Source organism: Pseudomonas sp. MH9.2, assembly GCF_034353875.1.
Lineage (GTDB): Bacteria > Pseudomonadota > Gammaproteobacteria > Pseudomonadales > Pseudomonadaceae > Aquipseudomonas.
On record NZ_CP133784.1, the window covers coordinates 324,326 to 342,266 of the forward strand.

General features: G+C 57.5%; 14 protein-coding genes. 4 read left to right on the forward strand and 10 right to left on the reverse strand.

Going from position 1 to position 17,941, the window contains the following annotated elements:
- Positions 1–161: 161 nt before the first annotated feature.
- Together RHM55_RS01510 and RHM55_RS01515 are read left to right on the forward strand one after the other, a co-directional pair.
- On the forward strand, positions 162–992 hold the full coding sequence (locus RHM55_RS01510) for an undecaprenyl-diphosphate phosphatase (RefSeq protein WP_322179188.1): 831 nt from the start codon (positions 162–164) through the stop codon (positions 990–992).
- Positions 993–1,003: 11 nt separating this feature from the next.
- A complete protein-coding gene (locus tag RHM55_RS01515) occupies positions 1,004–1,465 on the forward strand; it encodes a DUF1294 domain-containing protein (RefSeq protein ID WP_322179189.1) in 462 nt (153 codons plus the stop codon).
- Here RHM55_RS01515 and RHM55_RS01520 read toward each other — a convergent pair.
- Both RHM55_RS01520 and RHM55_RS01525 read right to left on the reverse strand, forming a co-directional pair.
- Positions 1,460–1,807, reverse strand: coding sequence for an MmcQ/YjbR family DNA-binding protein (locus RHM55_RS01520; RefSeq protein ID WP_322179190.1), 348 nt, complete (start codon positions 1,805–1,807; stop codon positions 1,460–1,462). The two genes, RHM55_RS01515 and RHM55_RS01520, sit on opposite strands and share 6 nt — an antisense overlap.
- 27 nt (positions 1,808–1,834) lie before the next feature.
- Positions 1,835–2,743, reverse strand: coding sequence for a LysR substrate-binding domain-containing protein (locus RHM55_RS01525; RefSeq protein ID WP_322179191.1), 909 nt, complete (start codon positions 2,741–2,743; stop codon positions 1,835–1,837).
- A 128-nt stretch (positions 2,744–2,871) separates the two neighbouring features.
- Here RHM55_RS01525 and RHM55_RS01530 point away from each other — a divergent pair, with 128 nt between their 5' ends.
- A complete protein-coding gene (locus RHM55_RS01530) occupies positions 2,872–3,483 on the forward strand; it encodes an FMN-dependent NADH-azoreductase (protein WP_322179192.1) in 612 nt (203 codons plus the stop codon).
- Positions 3,484–3,858: 375 nt separating this feature from the next.
- A complete protein-coding gene (locus RHM55_RS01535) occupies positions 3,859–4,893 on the forward strand; it encodes a dienelactone hydrolase (protein WP_322179193.1) in 1,035 nt (344 codons plus the stop codon).
- A gap of 36 nt (positions 4,894–4,929) precedes the next feature.
- On the opposite strand, the gene RHM55_RS01540 is transcribed toward RHM55_RS01535, so the two are convergent.
- The 8 genes from RHM55_RS01540 to RHM55_RS01575 all read right to left on the reverse strand — a co-directional run bounded on the left by RHM55_RS01540 (position 4,930) and on the right by RHM55_RS01575 (position 17,826).
- Complete coding sequence (locus tag RHM55_RS01540; RefSeq protein ID WP_322179194.1) at positions 4,930–5,688, reverse strand: PIG-L family deacetylase; 759 nt, start codon at positions 5,686–5,688, stop codon at positions 4,930–4,932.
- Between the two features lie 139 nt (positions 5,689–5,827).
- Positions 5,828–8,053 carry a glycogen debranching protein GlgX gene (gene glgX, locus RHM55_RS01545; protein ID WP_322179195.1) on the reverse strand — a complete coding sequence of 742 codons (2,226 nt, stop codon included), beginning with the start codon at positions 8,051–8,053 and terminating at the stop codon, positions 5,828–5,830.
- A gap of 159 nt (positions 8,054–8,212) precedes the next feature.
- Positions 8,213–8,527, reverse strand: a complete 315-nt coding sequence (locus RHM55_RS01550; RefSeq protein WP_322179196.1) for a DUF2934 domain-containing protein — start codon at positions 8,525–8,527, stop codon at positions 8,213–8,215.
- A 17-nt stretch (positions 8,528–8,544) separates the two neighbouring features.
- Positions 8,545–11,328: a malto-oligosyltrehalose synthase gene (locus RHM55_RS01555; protein ID WP_322179197.1), complete on the reverse strand. Its 2,784-nt coding sequence runs from the start codon at positions 11,326–11,328 to the stop codon at positions 8,545–8,547.
- The gene (gene malQ, locus RHM55_RS01560; protein ID WP_322179198.1) at positions 11,325–13,403 is read right to left on the reverse strand and encodes a 4-alpha-glucanotransferase; all 2,079 of its coding nucleotides are present in this window, start codon (positions 13,401–13,403) and stop codon (positions 11,325–11,327) included. The genes RHM55_RS01555 and malQ overlap by 4 nt, the downstream gene beginning before the upstream one ends.
- Positions 13,396–15,207: a malto-oligosyltrehalose trehalohydrolase gene (gene treZ, locus RHM55_RS01565; protein WP_322179199.1), complete on the reverse strand. Its 1,812-nt coding sequence runs from the start codon at positions 15,205–15,207 to the stop codon at positions 13,396–13,398. The genes malQ and treZ overlap by 8 nt, the downstream gene beginning before the upstream one ends.
- A gap of 12 nt (positions 15,208–15,219) precedes the next feature.
- Positions 15,220–16,806 carry a glycogen synthase GlgA gene (glgA, locus tag RHM55_RS01570; RefSeq protein WP_322179200.1) on the reverse strand — a complete coding sequence of 529 codons (1,587 nt, stop codon included), beginning with the start codon at positions 16,804–16,806 and terminating at the stop codon, positions 15,220–15,222.
- 834 nt (positions 16,807–17,640) lie between these two features.
- Complete coding sequence (locus tag RHM55_RS01575; RefSeq protein ID WP_322179201.1) at positions 17,641–17,826, reverse strand: DUF6026 family protein; 186 nt, start codon at positions 17,824–17,826, stop codon at positions 17,641–17,643.
- Between the last annotated feature and the right edge of the window lie 115 nt (positions 17,827–17,941).

Here is a 17,941-nt window from a genome sequence, read left to right on the forward strand (position 1 = left end):
CTGATAGGCTTTCGGCATTGTTCGACTAAACATGAGTGGCTCACGTGTTTTTCACGTTATGGCAATCATCATGTTGGTCCTGCGCACATAGCATGTCTTGTCTGCAATCGTATTGAAAATACTAAAGGGGCATGCCCAGAGCATTGCTTCATGGGGGAATGATGGATATTTGGACTGCCGCACAGGCGTTAATTCTTGGGGTTGTAGAAGGGTTGACCGAGTTTTTGCCGGTCTCCAGCACTGGCCACCAGATTATTGTTGCGGACTTGATCAATTTTGGTGGTGAGAGGGCGATGGCCTTCAACATCATTATCCAGTTGGGGGCGATTCTGGCGGTGGTCTGGGAGTTCCGACGCAAGATTATCGATGTGGTTATCGGGCTGCCTAAACAGTCGGAAGCGCAACGTTTCACGGTCAACCTGATTATTGGTGTCCTCCCGGCCATTGTACTTGGGGTGTTGTTTGCCGATTTGATTCACAAATACCTGTTCAATCCGATCACCGTCGCGACAGCTTTGGTGGTGGGCGGGGTGATTATGTTGTGGGCCGAGCGCCGCCAACATGTCGTGCGCGCTGAAACCGTCGATGAAATGACCAGGGTCGATGCCCTGAAAGTGGGTTGTGCTCAGTGTCTGGCGATGATTCCCGGCACCTCGCGTTCTGGCGCAACCATCATCGGTGGGCTGCTGTTCGGCCTGTCACGCAAGGCGGCTACCGAGTTCTCGTTCTTCCTCGCCATGCCAACCATGGTCGGTGCGGCGGTCTATTCGGCCTATAAATATCGCACGTTGTTTCAGCACGATGATTTGCCGGTGATTGCCATTGGTTTTGTGACCTCGTTTATTTTCGCCATGATCGCGGTTCGCGCGCTGCTCAAGTTCATCTCCACCCATACCTATGCGGTATTTGCCTGGTATCGGATCGCTTTCGGTCTGGTGATTCTGGCGACCTGGCAGTTTGGCTGGATCGACTGGTCCTCCGCGGCCGCTTAAGGATCAGACCTATGGAGCAACGCACGCAGTCTCAAGGAACGTCTGGACAGGGCAAGCCGGGCGCCGATGCACGCCGGCCTAAACAGTCGGTACAGCATGTTCGGCTCAAGCTCTTCATCCTCTTGGGATTGTGCGCGTTGCCAGGCTTCGGCGCACTGTCGATGGCAATCAGGGGCGTTTCGGCGATCCCGGCCAGCGGTTACGCAGTGATGAGCTTGCTGGCGTTCTTTCTCTATTGGCACGATAAAAACAGGGCCCGCAATGACGGCTGGCGCACGCCGGAGAAAGTCCTGCATGGCGTCGAGTTGCTGGGCGGCTGGCCGGGAGCCCTGCTGGCACAGCAACGCTTTCGGCACAAAACCCGCAAACTCTCTTATCAAGCCGTGTTCTGGCTGATCGTCATGCTGCATCAGGTATTCTGGATCGACCTCTTGTTTCTGCAAGGCAACTTCCTGGCCCGCCATTTCTCATGACACCTTCAAACCAACCTGTCGGATTTTGGCCAATTTGCTCACCACTGACTGATGCGAGCGTGTCAGCAGATCGCGCAACTCGTTGTCGCTCAGGGGGTAGGGTGGTGCCACGCTGATCCAGTATGCACGCGCCAGATAGGGCGCGGGGCGGATACCCGGCCGATCGACATAACCTAGAAAGAGCTCGGCACCTATCTTGAACGACAGCCCGGCGCCTGCCAGATCAAGCACGGCGAACATCTTGTTTGTGGCCACTGAAAACACTCGGGTGCCCCCCCATTTGTAATCCTCGCGAGCACCGGGCAGTTGCAGGCAAAACTGTGCAACTTGTTCAGGATTCATCCTCGCCTTCCTCTCTATCGGTGGCAGTCAATCATGACCGTGCAAGTCATCAGTGAACGCGCTGCTGATGTGATCAATCCACGCCCTCACCGCCGGAAGCATGCCGCGCCGCTGAGTATAAGCCGCTTGCAGGTGTCCTCCCGGCAGTGACCAATCGGGCAGCAACTGAATCAGACGACCGTCAGCCAATTCTTCACGGCAGTTCATCATCGGCAACATGGTTAGACCCAGGCCACTCAAGGCGGCGCTTTTGCGGATAGGGAAATCATCGATGGCCAGGCGCGCCTCAATCGCGACTTCACATCGCTCGCCGCTGCTGTGGACCAGATCGTAGTGAACCATCCGATCAGCCTCGATAGCGCCCAGTACCGGCAGGCTTGCCAGGTCCCGAGGTGTACTGATGACACGGCCGGCCAGCAACGTGGGTGACGCTACCAGAGCGGCGAGAGCCGGTGCCAGCTGGCGTACGATCAGGCTGGGGTCTTCATCGCCGATGTCGCGCACCCGTAGCGCGACATCAATGCCCTCATTCACCAGATCGACACGTCGATTGACCAGCAACATTTCCAGCTGGACCTGTGGGTGACTTGCCAGAAACGAGCTGATCACGTTGGCGAGATTCCAATGGGTCAAACCGACCGGGCAGGACACCCGCAGCCGCCCGCGAGGTTCGGCCGACAGTGATGCGACCGCTTCATCGGCCATTTCCGCTTCCAGCAACATAGCTTGGCAATGCTGCAGATAACGCTCGCCAACCGCCGTCAGCGACAGCTTGCGTGTTGTGCGTTGCAGCAGGCTCGCGTTGAGGCGGGTTTCCAGCTCGGCGATACGTCGAGACAGGCGGGACTTGGGAATGCCAAGCAAACGCCCCGCAGCCGCGAAACCTCCAGCCTCAACGACTTTTGCGAAGTAATAAAGATCGTTAAGGTCTTGCATACAGATGCCTCGACTGTTCTATACATAGGACAATCTATCGCATTTACGCTGACTAATCAGGAATTGGTTTGCCCTGTAGGATTATCCGCACTTGATCGCCCGGCGGCGATCCCTACTTGGAGAGCCCTATGAAACTTCTGCACCTCGATTCCAGCATCCTTGGTGACCACTCTGCTTCTCGCCAACTCAGCCAAAGCGTCGTTCAGGCCTGGCAGGCAGTCGAAACTGACGGCCAAGTGACTTACCACGATCTGGCCAGTGATGCGTTGGGCCATTTTTCCGCTGCCAGTCTTGCCGCTGCCGGCACGCCAAGTGAAGCTCGCAATGCTGCGCAGCAGGCTGACGTCGACCTGAACGAAGCCACTCTGCAGGAGTTCCTGGCCGCTGACGTGGTAGTGATCGGCGCGCCGATGTACAACTTCACCATTCCAAGCCAACTCAAGGCCTGGATCGACCGGGTGACTGTCGCTGGCCGTACCTTCCGCTACAGTGAAACCGGGCCTGAAGGCCTGTGCGGCGGCAAAAAAGTTATCATCGTCTCCACTGCCGGTGGCTTGCACGTTGGCCAGCCGACCAGCGTTGGTCACGAGGACCTGCTCAAGGTACTGTTTGGCTTCATCGGTGTGACTGATCTGCAATTCGTGTTCGCCCATGGCCTGGCGTACGGTGACGAACCACGCGCCAACGCAATGGCTTCAGCCCGTATGCACATCAGCGAAGCGTTGTTCGCCACCGCTTGATCGTTGCCCTGAACGGGGCAACACCGCACACCAGAAACTCTGCAGCCCTGCGTCATGACGTAAGGGCTGCAGGTTTTTTTGCGTTTGGCGCCAATCACGAGCGTCATTGCGACAAACCTTCATCTTTGACGATTTCCTTACGGGTAAGCGGACTGCAATCAAAGTAAGATTGCACTTATTAGTTATTGAACAGGCAAAAGGTCATTTTAGATCTCGTTTCATGTTTTTTAGTATGTGGCTCGGCTTATGCACTAGTTTGTCGAGCAGCTACTCTTATAGCTATCGGCGCCGGGAGCGCGGATCGGTGTAGAGCGCTGCAACCCGCAGCGGACTTCACCGTTCGCTTACTCGGATCTACAAAGGTGGGGCCTTGCGATGGTGCGTCTTTGTGCGGTTATGTTGGTATGTCTGCTTGGGAGCCTGATTTCGGTGCAAGTCGAAGCAGGTACTCACTGGAGCGCGGGATTTCATCGCCTGACGTTTCTTGATCCGCTGGATTTGCAGCCGATGAGCGCGATTGCGTTCTATCCATCGACTGACTCAAAAAAAATCAGCAAAGTCGATGGCTATCAGATTGCTGCCGGTGAAGATGCGACGATCGCCATGGGGCGTTTTCCCCTGCTAATGCTATCCCACGGCAACACCGGTACCCCGTTGGCGCTGCATGACCTGGCAACTTCTCTGGCGCGTAAAGGCTTTGTTGTGGTTGCAGTGATTCACCCTGGTGACAACTATAAGGACCACAGCCGTCTCGGTAGTCTTAGCAATTTATATGGACGGCCATTGCAAATATCCGAAGCCATCAGTGCTGCGCTCATGGACCCCATGCTTTCTGCTTATGTAGATGGGCGGCACGTTGGCGTGATTGGTTACTCCGCCGGTGGTGAAACCGCGTTGATCCTGGCGGGTGCTCAACCTGATCTGCAACGCCTGCGTAAATATTGTGCTGAACGTCCAATGGACCGCGATGCTTGTACGAGGCAGGGCGAGCTGATTGCTGATCGGGACGATTTACGTGCGGAAGCGGACCCACGTGTAGGGGCGTTGATGCTAATGGCGCCATTGAGCTTGATGTTTGGCCGCCATACCTTGGCTGACGTCCATGTACCCGTGCTGCTCTACAGCGGTGACGGGGATCAATTGCTGGCCCTGGACAAAAATGCCGAAGCCCTGGCGCGCAAACTGCCTCAGGCACCGAGTTTCAAGCTGTTGCCCGGGGCAGGGCATTTCGTGTTCCTGGCACCGTGTACGGATGAGCAACAAGTGACTACTCCAGGCCTGTGTACCGATGCCGAAGGTGTCGATCGAGTCGATATTCACCGCAGCCTGAGCGCCGACGCCGTGCGCTTTTTCAGTGACACACTGAGTCAGCCGAGTCCTGCAGGGCTGCAAACGGCGCATCAGGAGTGACGCGTAAGCGGCGAGGGTGATAGCGCTCGTCGCAACTCATAGAAACACTACTTCGAAAGGTCGCAGCAGGCGCTCCAGCACCGGGGTAGCTAACTCTGGTACCAGGCCCGTCTCGGGATCATCTTGCAGTTGGCTGGCGAATGCGTGCGCGGCATGCCGTTTACGGGCCACCGTCGCAGGGTCCAGCAAAATCTTGCGCGCACGTTGCCAAGGGATAAGGTCGTCCTCCGGTTGCGCCCAGTGCCAGGCCCAGATCGGTACTTCGTGGCATCGTGCTCCTGCGGACTCAACCGCTTTAGCAGTCGCGCGGCCCACCGCATCATGGTCGCAATGGCCGTCGTGATCCCATGGGGTGAACACCACGTCAGTTGTGCGCAGATAGCGTCGAATGAAATCGGTGAGTGCGTCCTCCTGTTTAGCGACAGCGTTATCGGTAAAACCGCCACGAATCCATTGCAAACTGTGCAGTGGCAGGTCCAGGCGATGCAGGGCTTCGGCGCTTTCTTGCGGGCGGATCACACGTAAACGCGCCACTGGCCAACTGCTTGACCCAGGGTGACTGGCGCTGCCGTCGGTCACCGAAATCAACTGAAGTGGCCTTCCCAACTGCGCCAGTTGTTGCATCAGGCCGCCAAAGCCCAGCACTTCGTCTATGGGATGAGGCGCAATGATCACGGCGCGAGAACCGGGCGGCACCAGCATGTGGGTGCTGATGACGGGCAGTTCGGCCAAGTGTTTAGAATGTTTCCAGGCATGGCGAGAGGCACCACTGCCCACGATCAGATTTTCGCTCACAGGTTTCACATCCTTGTCGGCGGATGGCCAACGCCTTGACTGCATGCTGGTTGCCCGAGCGCGGCCAGTAGAGGCCGCCCGGGTACAGCGTTCGTCTATGATTGTCAGCGCGTCTGTACGTCCTTGCCCAACGCCTGGCTCATGGTTGCTCTTCGCGTTGCAGTTCGAACAGCAGCAGGGAGCGCCCCGTGATTGTGTATTCCGTGCCGAATGGCAACTCCCCATGGCTATGGTTGTCGGGCTGATTGGTGTCTATCAGGCATGTCCAGGAGATGCCCTCGGGCACTTTGGGTAGTGTGAAATTGACTCCGTCGTGGTGCGCATTGACCACTAACAGCAGCGTGGCGTCCTGGCCGGGGCGACGAATGCCTGAGACTTGTGCGCGGCCGTCCATCAACATGCCAAGGCAGCGACCGTTACCGTCTTCCCATTGTTCAACGGACATCTCAGAGCCGTTTGGAGACAGCCAAGTGACATCCTTCACGCCGATTTCTTCATTGTAATTGCCGACCAGAAAACGACCACGGCGCAGGATCGGATAAGCTTGGCGCAGCTTGATCAGGCGCCGTACGAATTTCAGCAGCGACTTGCCGTCGTCATCCAGTTCCCAGTTGACCCAGCCAATTTCGCTGTCCTGGCAATAGGCGTTGTTATTGCCGTGCTGGGTGCGGGCGAATTCGTCCCCGGCAACCACCATTGGAGTGCCCTGAGCGAACAGGAGTGTAGAGAAGAAATTACGCATCTGCCGCAAGCGTAGCTCGTTGATTTCCGCATTATCGGTGGGGCCTTCGACGCCATGGTTCCAGGACAGGTTGTTGTTGCTGCCGTCCTGATTGTCCTCGTCGTTGTCTTCATTGTGCTTTTCGTTGTAAGACACCAGATCGTGCAGGGTAAAACCGTCGTGGGCGGTGATGAAGTTGACGGACACATAAGGTCGACGCCCGCGTTGGTTGAACATCTCGCCCGAGGCAGTCATGCGGCCAGCGAAGTCGGCCAACTGGCCGTCGTCGCCTTTCCAGAACGCACGTACGGTGTCACGGAACTTGTCGTTCCATTCCACCCAACCAGGTGGAAAACCACCGACCTGATAACCACCGGGACCACAGTCCCACGGCTCGGCGATCATCTTCACCTGACGCAGCACGGGGTCTTGGCGGCAGGCCACCAGGAAGCTGTGGCGTTCATCAAATCCGTTGTGATAACGGCCAAGAATCGTCGCCAGGTCAAAACGGAAGCCATCGACGTGCATCTCTGTCGCCCAATAACGCAACGAGTCGGTCACCATCTGCAACACGCAGGGGTGGCTGAGGTCGAGGGTGTTACCGGTGCCGGAATCATTGATATAGAGGCGTTTGTCGTCGGGCATCAAACGGTAGTAGGAGGCGTTGTCGATACCGCGCATCGACAGAGTCGGGCCTAGCTCGTTGCCTTCCGCAGTGTGGTTGTAAACCACGTCGAGGATCACTTCAAGGCCGGCATGGTGCATGTGAGCGACCATTTCCTTAAACTCGGCGATCTTATCGTGGGCCAGGTAGCGTGGGTCAGGGGCAAAGAAGGCGATGCTGTTATAGCCCCAATAGTTGGTCATGCCTTTCTGTAGCAGATGCTGGTCATTGACGAACGCGTGAATCGGCAGCAATTCCACCGATGAGACGCCAAGCTTGCGAATGTGCTCGATGACTTCATTGACCATGAGCCCGGAGAAGGTGCCGCGCAACTCCTCAGGCACCGCAGGATGGCGCATGGTGAAGCCACGCACGTGGGTTTCGTAAATGATGGTTCGGTCCCACGGCACACTGACCCTCTGGTCGCGACCCCAAGTATAGGCAGGGTCGATTACCTTACTTTTCGGCACGAAAGGCGCACTGTCACGCTCGTCAAAGCTCAGGTCGCCATCCGGGTGGCCGATGGTGTAACCAAACAGCGACTCAGACCATTTCAGTTTGCCAACCAGTTGTTTGGCATAGGGGTCGATCAGCAGTTTGTTGTGGTTGAAACGATGACCGTTCTGCGGGTCATACGGGCCATACACGCGGTAGCCGTAGATCAGCCCTGGGTGGGCGTCGGGCAGATAACCGTGAAAAATTTCGTCGGTATACTCGGGAAGCTCGATGCGTTCCAGTTCGACTTCGCCAGCGGCATCGAACAGGCACAGCTCAACCTTGGTGGCGTTGGCCGAGAACAGCGCAAAGTTTACGCCCAGACCATCCCAGTTGGCGCCGAGCGGGAAGGGCAGCCCTTCACGGATTCGCGACACAACAGTTTCTGGCTTTACGTCTTCTGGCTTTACGTCACTTTCATGGGCTTTTTGATTAGGGGCGTGTTGAACGTTCTCTTTCGGGGTCTTGGCGTGCGGTGTACTCATATTCATTCCTGACGTCGGATGATTTCTTGAAAGCGGTCAAAGCCGCCACCGCAGCTTAGAGCGCTCCGATGTATGTAGGTCACCTGTTAGAGCTACCGCAGTCAATGGCCGGGTTTAAAGCGACTGCTGCGGTAGTACACGTTGCGGCACCCAGGAATATCAGGCCCCAGCGGGCTTGCCCGGCGATTTTGGTTTCTTCGCGGGCGTGGTTTTCGGTGTCGGGGGTGAGGTAGGCTTGGCCGCTGATTTAGAGGCGGCTTTGGGCGCAGCAGGCTTGGCATCGCCCGGACCGTCAACTTTTGGCAGCTTGGGCTTAACCGTCTTGCTCACGTCTTTTTTGTTCGGCGACAACGCCTCGGCCTCGGCCAGTTTGCGGGCCATTTCCCAATGCCGTGCTTCCTGACCGTGAGGTTTACCCTCGGACTCCCAGATTTGATAGGCAAAATCGCGGATTCGTTTTTCGTCGGCACTCATCTCGACACTCCTAGGTATTACGCAGTTTGAATAAACAGGTTTACAGAAAAACTCTTGAGCGCTGCGCTGAGCATCAGCGCGTTGTTAGTTGTAACTACTGTCCCTGAAAAAAGTCCCTTCCAGCAATGATCTGAGCCCTTGAACGGCAACATGACCTGCGTGTCGCCCCAACTGCTCGCATTGATCAATGGAGTTTGGGCAGTGCCTAATAGTTCACTGCTCACTCTGGGGACTACAACGATGGCACGGTGTCCGTCGATAACTCGAGCAAACGCCAAGACCTGATCGGCACACAGACCGACCACGCGCAAAGGAATATAGCTCCCCCGGCTGAAAAGCGCTGAGTGTTCAGCGCGCACATTCAGTACCTTGGTGATCAGGGCTTGTTTGATTCGCCCATCCTGCCAGTTTGCCAACAGTGCATCGGCGTTCAGGGTGTGTTCGAGAGCGTTTACCCGAGCGGCGTAATCCACGGGGCGACGGTTGTCAGGGTCGACCAGGCTGAAGTCCCAGAACTCAGTGCCCTGGTACAGATCAGGTACGCCGGGGACCGTCATGCGCAACAGCGTTTGCGTCAGGCTGTTAAGCGCGCCAGCGGTTGCGATACGGTTCGCAGTGGCGCCGACCGACTGGCGTAAGGCCAGACCCTCCGGTGCCAACAGCACGCGATTGAGAAAGCTCCGGCATGCGTTTTCATAAGGCTCGTTCGGCGCGCTCCAACTGCTCTGCAATTTGGCTTCACGCAGGGCTTTTTCCTGCCATGTCACCAACCGTTCGGCGTAGTCTTCGAATGCGTGCTCGGCTTCCATATTCAGCGGCCAACTGCCGAGCAGCGTCTGATAAAGCATCAACTCATCACCGGCGCTGATGCTGATATCTTCATCCTTGAGGGGGATCGCCAATTGTCGCCAACGCTCAACCTGTTCGGCATACCAGCCCGCGCATTCGCTCAACACTGCCAAGCGGGCGCGGCTGTCTTCGCCGCGCTTGTGGTCATGGGTGGCGGTCGCCAGAAGATTGTCCGGGAACGTCTCGGCGCGGCGGGTACAGGCTTCATGAAAACGGGTGGCCGGGGCACTGAAGTGCTGCGGGTGGAAACCTACGTCATTACGTGAGAGCAGTACCGCCGAGCGGTAGAAGGCGGTGTCTTCCACTGACTTGGCTGCCACGGGCGACGTCAGTTGCTGGAAGCGCACGCAGGCATGGCGATGAATCTTGCGTAAGCGGCCCAGTGGCAGTGCACGCCATGATTGACCCCCGAGCCAGCATTGCAGGTAATCAAGTACAGGCCAGTCGGCTTCGCTGAGGTTGAGTCGGGCACCTTCAAGGGCTTGCTGGAAGAATCGATCGTCTTCGGCCGAGCGTCCGCATGCGCTGATATAGGTGCGGTAAATCGGGAAGTTGACCACCAATGCCAATAACGCTCGACGAATAGCACCGTAGGTCAAATCACGGCTCATCAGGTCGCTACGGGCCACTTGCAGCATGGCTTGAGCAACGCTTTCGAAGTCCCCTGCCAGACTGCCCTGTAACACCAGGTTGCGCGCTTCCAGCACTTCCAGGTTGAAGTCGGCGCTACGTCCACTGAGACGACTCCACAACTCGCCTAGAGGGGCTTCACCTTTGGCGTCGTGCTGCAATAACGACACCTGATTCATGAACTCGTAACCGGTGGTGCCGTCAACGGTCCAATCCTCGGGCAGTTGTTCATCGGGACCGAGAATCTTCTCGACGAAGATGGGCAGGTGACTCAACGGCGCAGCAGGCGGACGCTGAGCCAGCAAGCCTTCTACCCGGCGCCGCAACTTGCGGCAGTAACCGCGCGGGTCGGCCAGCCCATCAATGTGATCAATCCGCAGCCCATCCACCAGACCCTCGCTGATCAGTTCGAAAATTTTGCCGTGGGTGGCTTCGAACACGGTAGGGCGCTCGACGCGCAGTCCGCCAAGTTCGTTGATATCGAAAAAACGCCGCCAATTGATGTCGTCTCCCGCAGTACGCCAACTGGCCAGCCGGTAGTGCTGGCGTTCCAGCAGCTCATGCAGGCGTTCAAAGCCCTCTGGCGTGCGCGAATCGAACTGTTTCAGCCCGTGGTCGATGGCCCGCTGGATACCCGTCTGTTGCGCCAGCGTCGCCAATTCTGCGCGCGCCTGTCGGGCTCGTTCGTACGCTTGCGGGTAGTGATCGAGTACCGCAAAGCGCTGCGCCAGTTCGCTCAGTTCAGGGTCATTGGCCGCGTTGAGCAACGGCGCATAGGTCGCCGGGTTGATGGGAAAGTAATGCTGATAATGCTCGACGTAAAACGCACCCTGCCCGGCATCGAAACGCAGGGGTATTTCGCCCGCCTTAAGTACGGTGCCGTAATCGCTGCTGAGAAAGGGCAGCAATAATTGACCTTCCAGCAATGGGTCCGGGGAGTGCCACTGGATGTCGAAAAAGTCGGCATACGGGCTGCGACGTCCCCATTCCAGAAGGTCGAGCCACCAGGGGTTGTCCGCACCGCCGACCGCCATGTGATTGGACACGATATCGAGGATCAGACCCATGCCCTGCGCACGCAGGGCACTGACCAGGCGCCGCAACGCCGGTTCGCCGCCCAGCTCCGGGTTGATGACGCGCGGATCGACCACGTCGTAGCCGTGCATCGAACCGGCGCGCGCTTTGAGCAGCGGCGAAGCATAGAGGTGACTAATGCCCAGTCTGGCGAAGTAGGGCACCAGCGGCACGGCGTCATCAAGGGTGAAGCCCTTGTGAAATTGCAGGCGCTGTGTGGCTCTCAGTGGTTTGAGTGGAGCGTTCATCGGTCCCGCTCCGCCGCTTCCTGGCGTGCTTGTGCCAGCAATGCCAGGCGTCGGATGGCACTGTCGCCCTCAAGCAGCGTGGCGCAGCCACCGGGTAGACGCCGACGCCAGTTGGGATGGCTATCGATGGTGCCTGGCAGATTGAACTGCTCCTCGACGCCCAGCAGATCCTCCATGGGCAGCAATACAAGCGGGGCACGGGTGTGACCAAGGTAGCGAACGCTGGCATCAATGATTTGATCGCTTTCGCTGAAGTCATCGCGGAAATTGGCTGCATCCTGACTCAAGGCCTGCCGCAGGCCTCGGCGTTCGCGTTGCCGGCTTTCGCGCCAGTTGCGTTCGGTCTGTTCGTCAATATGACCAAGCTTGCTGTTCCAGTCGATATCACGCTCGCGCCACCAGCCCGCAAGGGTGGGCAAATCGTGGGTGCTGGTAATCGCAAGCGCCTGATCGGACCATTGCAGAATGGGTTTGAAGTGGGCGTTGTCTTGTTCAAACAGCAGCACGCGCATGCCAAGAATTGCCCGCGCCGACAATCTGTCGTGCAAGCCGTCCGGAACGGTGCCGAGGTCTTCGCCCAGCACAATGACCTTGTGCCGCCAGGATTCCAGGGTCAACAAGCGCAGCAGGTCGTCGAACGGGTAGTTGAGGTACGCCCCTTCGCTGGGTGGCGAACCTACAGGTACCACCCAGAGCCGTTGCAGGCCCAGGACATGGTCGATGCGCAAGCCTCCGGCGTGGGCCAGGTTGGCTTGGAGCATCTCGATAAATGCGCGAAAGCCGTTGCGTTTCAAGCCATCCGGCGAGAACGCTGAAATGCCCCAACTTTGCCCGGAGCGATTGAGAATGTCGGGCGGAGCGCCAACGCTAAGCGCCGAAAGCAGCTCATCCTGCCGGCTCCAGGCTTGACTGCCGCCACCGTCTGCGCCTACCGCCAGATCGGCGATCAGGCCGACGCGCATTCCACTGCTGCGGGCCGCCACCTGCGCACGCTCCAGACTGCGCGCGATGAGCCATTGGGCAAATGCATGGAAGCTGATTTGCGCCCCATGACATGCGGCGAACTCCGTAATGGCGCCGCTCTGGGGATTTTTGAATTCGTCCGGCCATTCGCGCCAATCCTGACTCATGCCAAGCTTGGGGCATTCGGCCTGCAAGGCTTCGAAGCGGCAATGGTTCTCCAGTGCTTCGCCACCGCAATGGCGGAAGTGGGTGAAGTCGTCATACAGCGGGTGCGCTCCGCTGCAAAAGCTTTTATACAATGCATGCAGTAACGTCCACTTGGCTTGAGCTGCCCTTGGCCAGTCAATTAGTGGCAATGCCTCGAGACGCTCAAGCTCTGCGCCCAGTCCGGTCTCGTTGATGGCCATGCGCAGTGCTTGTTCGCCAAGAATGGTCTCGGGTGATGCATATAACGCATTGAGAAACAACCGGCTGGAAGGTGAGTAAGGGCTGTAGCGCAGGGTGTCGCAGGCAAACATGGCGTGAACCGGGCTGATAGCCAATGCATCGGCACCGCGTTCACCGGCCGCGCGGGCCAGGGCTTCCAGTGCCTGGATGTCGCCAAAACCACCATCGCCCCGACGACGTAGCCCATACAGCTGTACGGTCAGTCCCCAGGCGCGAGGGACGTCAGTGTTGGTCGCCATGGCCATGCTGTAGCAGGTTGCAGGCGCGACGGCCAAGGTCACATGTTGACCGGCAATGCGCAGTTGCTGATACCCCACAGGTGCCACGGCGGGCAGATGGGCTGTATCCGTCAGCGTTGCAGTGACGGTGGTGCCGTCTTCGAGGTTTAACACGAAAGGTGTTTTTGGCGCGAACCATGTCGACAAATCCAGCAGGCTGCCATGATCCAGCGTCAGCAGCGGCGGGACCGCGCTTGGCGTACTGGACTTGTGCAGGCGTTGCAGGCTGATGCAAATATCCTCGGCACTTTCGGCGGGGTAGCCCAGGCCGTCGAGTACCTTGCGTAGCGCCTCAGGGCTGACAGTTTGCAGCCGCCCGTTGGCATCGATCCAATCCACAGACAGCCCGGCCCGGGCAGCCAAAATATGCAGTTGCTCATTACTCATCCTGTTCCTCCAAAACATCAGTCGTTATCAGGCTGACAATGGCCGTGTAGGGGTTGAGGGTTCCCCGCCGGGAAAGTTCGGCCGCCCCAGGCAGGGTTTCATACAAAAGAGTGTCCCGATGAGCTGCGGCCAGCTTGACCGGGCGCTCGCCGAGGTTTAGGTCGATGCGCAAGACACTGCCGTCACCCATACGCCAGCGAGCCGTAAGGGCTCCTTCGTCCAGCACGTGAGTGTCCAGCGCCTGCGCACCTGACAGGCGTGGAATGATTTCGCGATGGCGAATGCTCAACAATTGTTGGTATAGCGCTAGCCAGCGTTGATGATCAATGCCTTTGTCCGTGTTCAGGTGCATTGTCTCGTAGGCGGGGCGCGATGCCTCGAACGTGCTGTGGGCATTTGGGTCGGGGATGCACTCACGCTGCTCTTCATCGGCAAATGCCGGGAAGTCGGCAAACTCGGCGCGACGGCCCTCACGCACGGCATCGGCCAACTCGTCATGGTGGCTGGTGAAAAAAAGGAAGGGTTCACTTGCGGCCCATTCATCGCCCATGAACATCAACGGAATCATGGGCGAGAGCAGGAGCAATACCGTGGCGGCCCGCAATGCGGGACCGGCGCTCAGTTGCGGCAGACGCTCGCCGAAGGCACGGTTGCCAACCTGATCGTGATTCTGCAGGAACAGCACGAAGGCGCTAGGGGGTAAATGCCCACTGGAGTGCCCTCTGCTATTGCCGTGGCGATTACTCTCGCCCTGGTAAACGAAGCCCTGGCTCAAGCAGCGGGCCAGCTTTTGGGTAGGTTCATGGGCGAAGTCGGCGTAGTAGGCATCGCTTTCTCCTGTCAGCAGAACGTGTAAGGCGTTATGACCGTCATCGTTCCACTGCGCATCGAAGGCTTGTTCCAGCAAGCTGGCTTCGTTGAATTCATTTTCCAGTGTCAACCAGACCTGTCGGGACGGGGCAATCTGCTCGCGAACTCGTCGGGCGAAGTCCTGGAGGAAGGTGGGATCATTGATTGCGTGTGCCGCGTCCAGACGCAGACCATCGAAGCGATAGTCGAGTAACCACATCAAGGCGTTATCAATGAAAAAGTCGCGCACTTCCTCGCGTAGGAAGTCGATGGCTGGGCCCCAAGGGGTTTTCACATCATCGCGGAAAAAGCCTTTGGCATACTGGCCCAGGTAATTGCCATCCGGCCCGAAGTGGTTGTAGACCACGTCAAGTATCACCATCAGGCCATAACCGTGCGCGGCGTCGATCAAGTGTTTGAGCTGGTCGGGTTTGCCGTAGGTCGATTGCGGTGCATAAGGCAACACACCGTCGTAGCCCCAGTTACGCCCGCCAGGAAACTGTGCCAGGGGCATCAACTCAATCGCGGTAACACCCAGTGCCGCCAAACGGGGTAAATGTTTTTCGACTTCGGCGTAGCCACCCAGTACCCCCACGTGCAGTTCATAAATAACAGCTTCCCGCCACGGCCGTCCTAGCCAATCAGTGTGCAACCAGCAATAGGCCAAAGGATCGACGACAACGCTGGCGGAATGCACATCGGACACCTGGGCACGGGAAGCTGGATCAGGGACTTTCATTTCTCCATCGATGTTGTAGTAATAGCGACTGCCCGCAGAGCAGCGAGTCTCCAACACAAACCAGCCATTGTCCTGCGGCAACATGGTCAGCGACTGCCCGCTTTCGAACTCGACACTGACGTAATAGGCATCCGGTGCCCAGAGGGCAAACCGGGTGTGTTCAGGGTCCAGTAATACGGCGCCGTGGCGCCAGTTTTTATCCGTGCGCAGAGGCATCCGTTAACCCCTTTAATAGTGAACAGAAGCACCTACATTTTTTTTCAGCAGGTCTTGGTACAGATCGGCGTAAGGCTCCACGGCCTTATGCCAATTGAACGGAGCGGCCATGGCGCGGCAACGCATGGCATTGAGCAGCTCAGGATTGGCGAAGACCTTGATCGCCCGCGTCAGCGCTTCGGCGTAGCTTTCCACAGTCGATTCTTCGAACAGAAAACCAGTCACGCCATCTTCAATGGTGTCGGCCAACCCCCCTGTTTTACGGGCCACCGGCAAGGAGCCAAAACGCTGGGCATACATCTGGCTCAAGCCACAAGGCTCATAACGCGAAGGCATCAGCAAGAAATCGCTGCCGGCAAACATGCGTCGGGCATCCGTTTCGTTGAACCCGATGCGCACCCCGATCTGGCCCGGGAAACGCAGGGCCAGTGCGCGCATGGCATCCTCTTCCTCCGGTTCGCCGCGACCGATGATCGCAATTTGCCCGCCTTGATTGACGATATGCTCGGCAACACCGATGGTCAGGTCCAGGCCTTTCTGGAAGACCAGGCGCGATACCACAGCGAACAAAGGACCCGTGGAAGGCTCAAGCTCGAACAACTCGCGTACATGGTCGGCGTTGATTTCCTTGCGCTGCCATTCGTTTGGGGCAAACCGGCAAATCAAGTGTTCATCGGTTTCCGAATCCCAACTGGCGTCGATGCCATTTGGAATCCCGCTGAGCAGTCCTTGCCTGGCCTTGCTTTGCAGAAAGCCTTCCAGACCACAGCCAAAGGCCGGCGTGGTGATTTCCTTGGCGTAAGTCGCACTCACGGTGGTGATGTGGCTGGCATAAGCCATGCCTGCCTTGATGAATGAGAGCTTGCCGTAGAACTCCATGCCGTCGGCGCCCAACGCCTGGTCAGGAATACCCAGTTCGCGGCTGGAGCCGGTGCTGACCGTGCCTTGATACGCCAGGTTGTGGATGGTGAAGATGCTCGGTGTGGCCTGACCCCGCCAGCGCATATACGCCGGCGCCAATCCGGCAGGCCAATCGTGGGCATGCACCAGTTCCGGGCACCACTGGGTTTTTACCGCGCCGGCGGCGAAGTCGGCTGCGGCCAGGCCGAGGCGGGCAAAGCGGATATGGTTGTCAGGCCAGTCACGGCCGTTGTTATCACCGTATGGCGTGCCTTCACGTTCGTACAGTTCGGGGCAGATCAGCACGTAAATGACCAGACCGTCTTTCATGTCCATGCGCCCGATCTTGCACGGTGGCAGGGCTGCATGACCGCCCAGCTCGCTGATGACATGGATCGGGTTACCACTGTTGAGCACTTGCGGGTAGCCGGGAATCAGCACGCGTACATCGTGCAGGTGGCGCATGGCTCGCGGCAGTGCGGCAGACACATCGCCCAAACCTCCGGTTTTCACCAGATCAGCCAACTCTGAGGTCACGAACAGAACTTTTCTTCTGTGGGTCAGGGTAATACTTGGCTGTGAAGTCGGCAGTTGCAGCAGTGGAACGCTAGTCGAAGCGAAGACCGGCAGATGGGTCAGCTCGCTGGCCGGCTGGTTAAAACTCTCTCCCTTCTGGGTTTTGGCAGCGGCGCTAATCATCTTTTTCTCCCATTCAATTCAGTGTTGGTGCAGCACTTGAGTTGTTATGGGCCATGTCCTATGGCCGGGCACACAAGCACTACGCAAGATCGGTACCTATTTACCGGTTGCGTGGTAGTAGGACGGGTGGTAATGCCCAAACTCGGGTTACGCCAATAGCTTAGGCTCTCTTTAATGATGACCCCATGGCAGAGGGCAAAGTTTCGACTTTTTTTTTACGCAGGTGTCTGGATTGCGGATCAGCGGCATTTGATTAACCACTCAAAGTGGCAGATAACAACGCATTTAACCGTCGAATCGCGCTTTTATGGGGCACGCAAACGTACAAAATCGACGCCATACCGTCCGTCTGATTGTTCGACAATCTATCCACGCGGTTCGGTTTCCAGACAAAATCACTCGATTTCAAGGACATTTAACCCAGGAAAATAGAAGTGCCTGCGCCATTTCTCGGTGCGCCGTGGGTGCTTATTGGGGCGGATATGGTTTGTTTTTTGAGCGCGGAAGATTATTTCGCTCGTGACTCAGGTCGAGCCGGCAAGGAAATGAGCGTGTATGGGGAATATAGAATTGCCTGCCGGATTGGCAGGCCTTTGGACAGTATTACTGCTGGACCACTTTAGGTACGATCGACGCAGGGGGATTGCCCCGCATCAGGCTGAAATCGTTCAAGCCTTTTAGGGGGCGCCGATGAGCCGAGGGCGCTCTTTGAAATCGAAACTGACCAGGCTTTTAGTGCAGTACAACTCATCGAAGCTCTGACCTGCCAGGTGAGTATCAAACCAGCGCTTCAATCGGGTGGTGCGTGGCTTACGGCGAGCCTGCAAAGTGATGTCATTTGCAGGCTTGCAGACCGTGAGTGGGTCCAGCCAGCAGAGGCTGAGACTCTTGCAGCAGCAAGATCAAATGGGCGACTTTATTCTGCAGTTGATCGCGTTCATCTTTCAGCTGCTTGAGCTCATCACGACGGATGCTGACATACAGGGTCTGGGGTGGACGTGCTGCTAGTAATGTACCCATTGCTCACCTCGCAAATGGTGTGTTTCAACAACGTTAGCGGGAGGGGGGCGGTAATCATCCAAGCCTTAGCCACCTTTGCCAACCACTCTCGCTGCCGATTCTGATTTATTTTTCG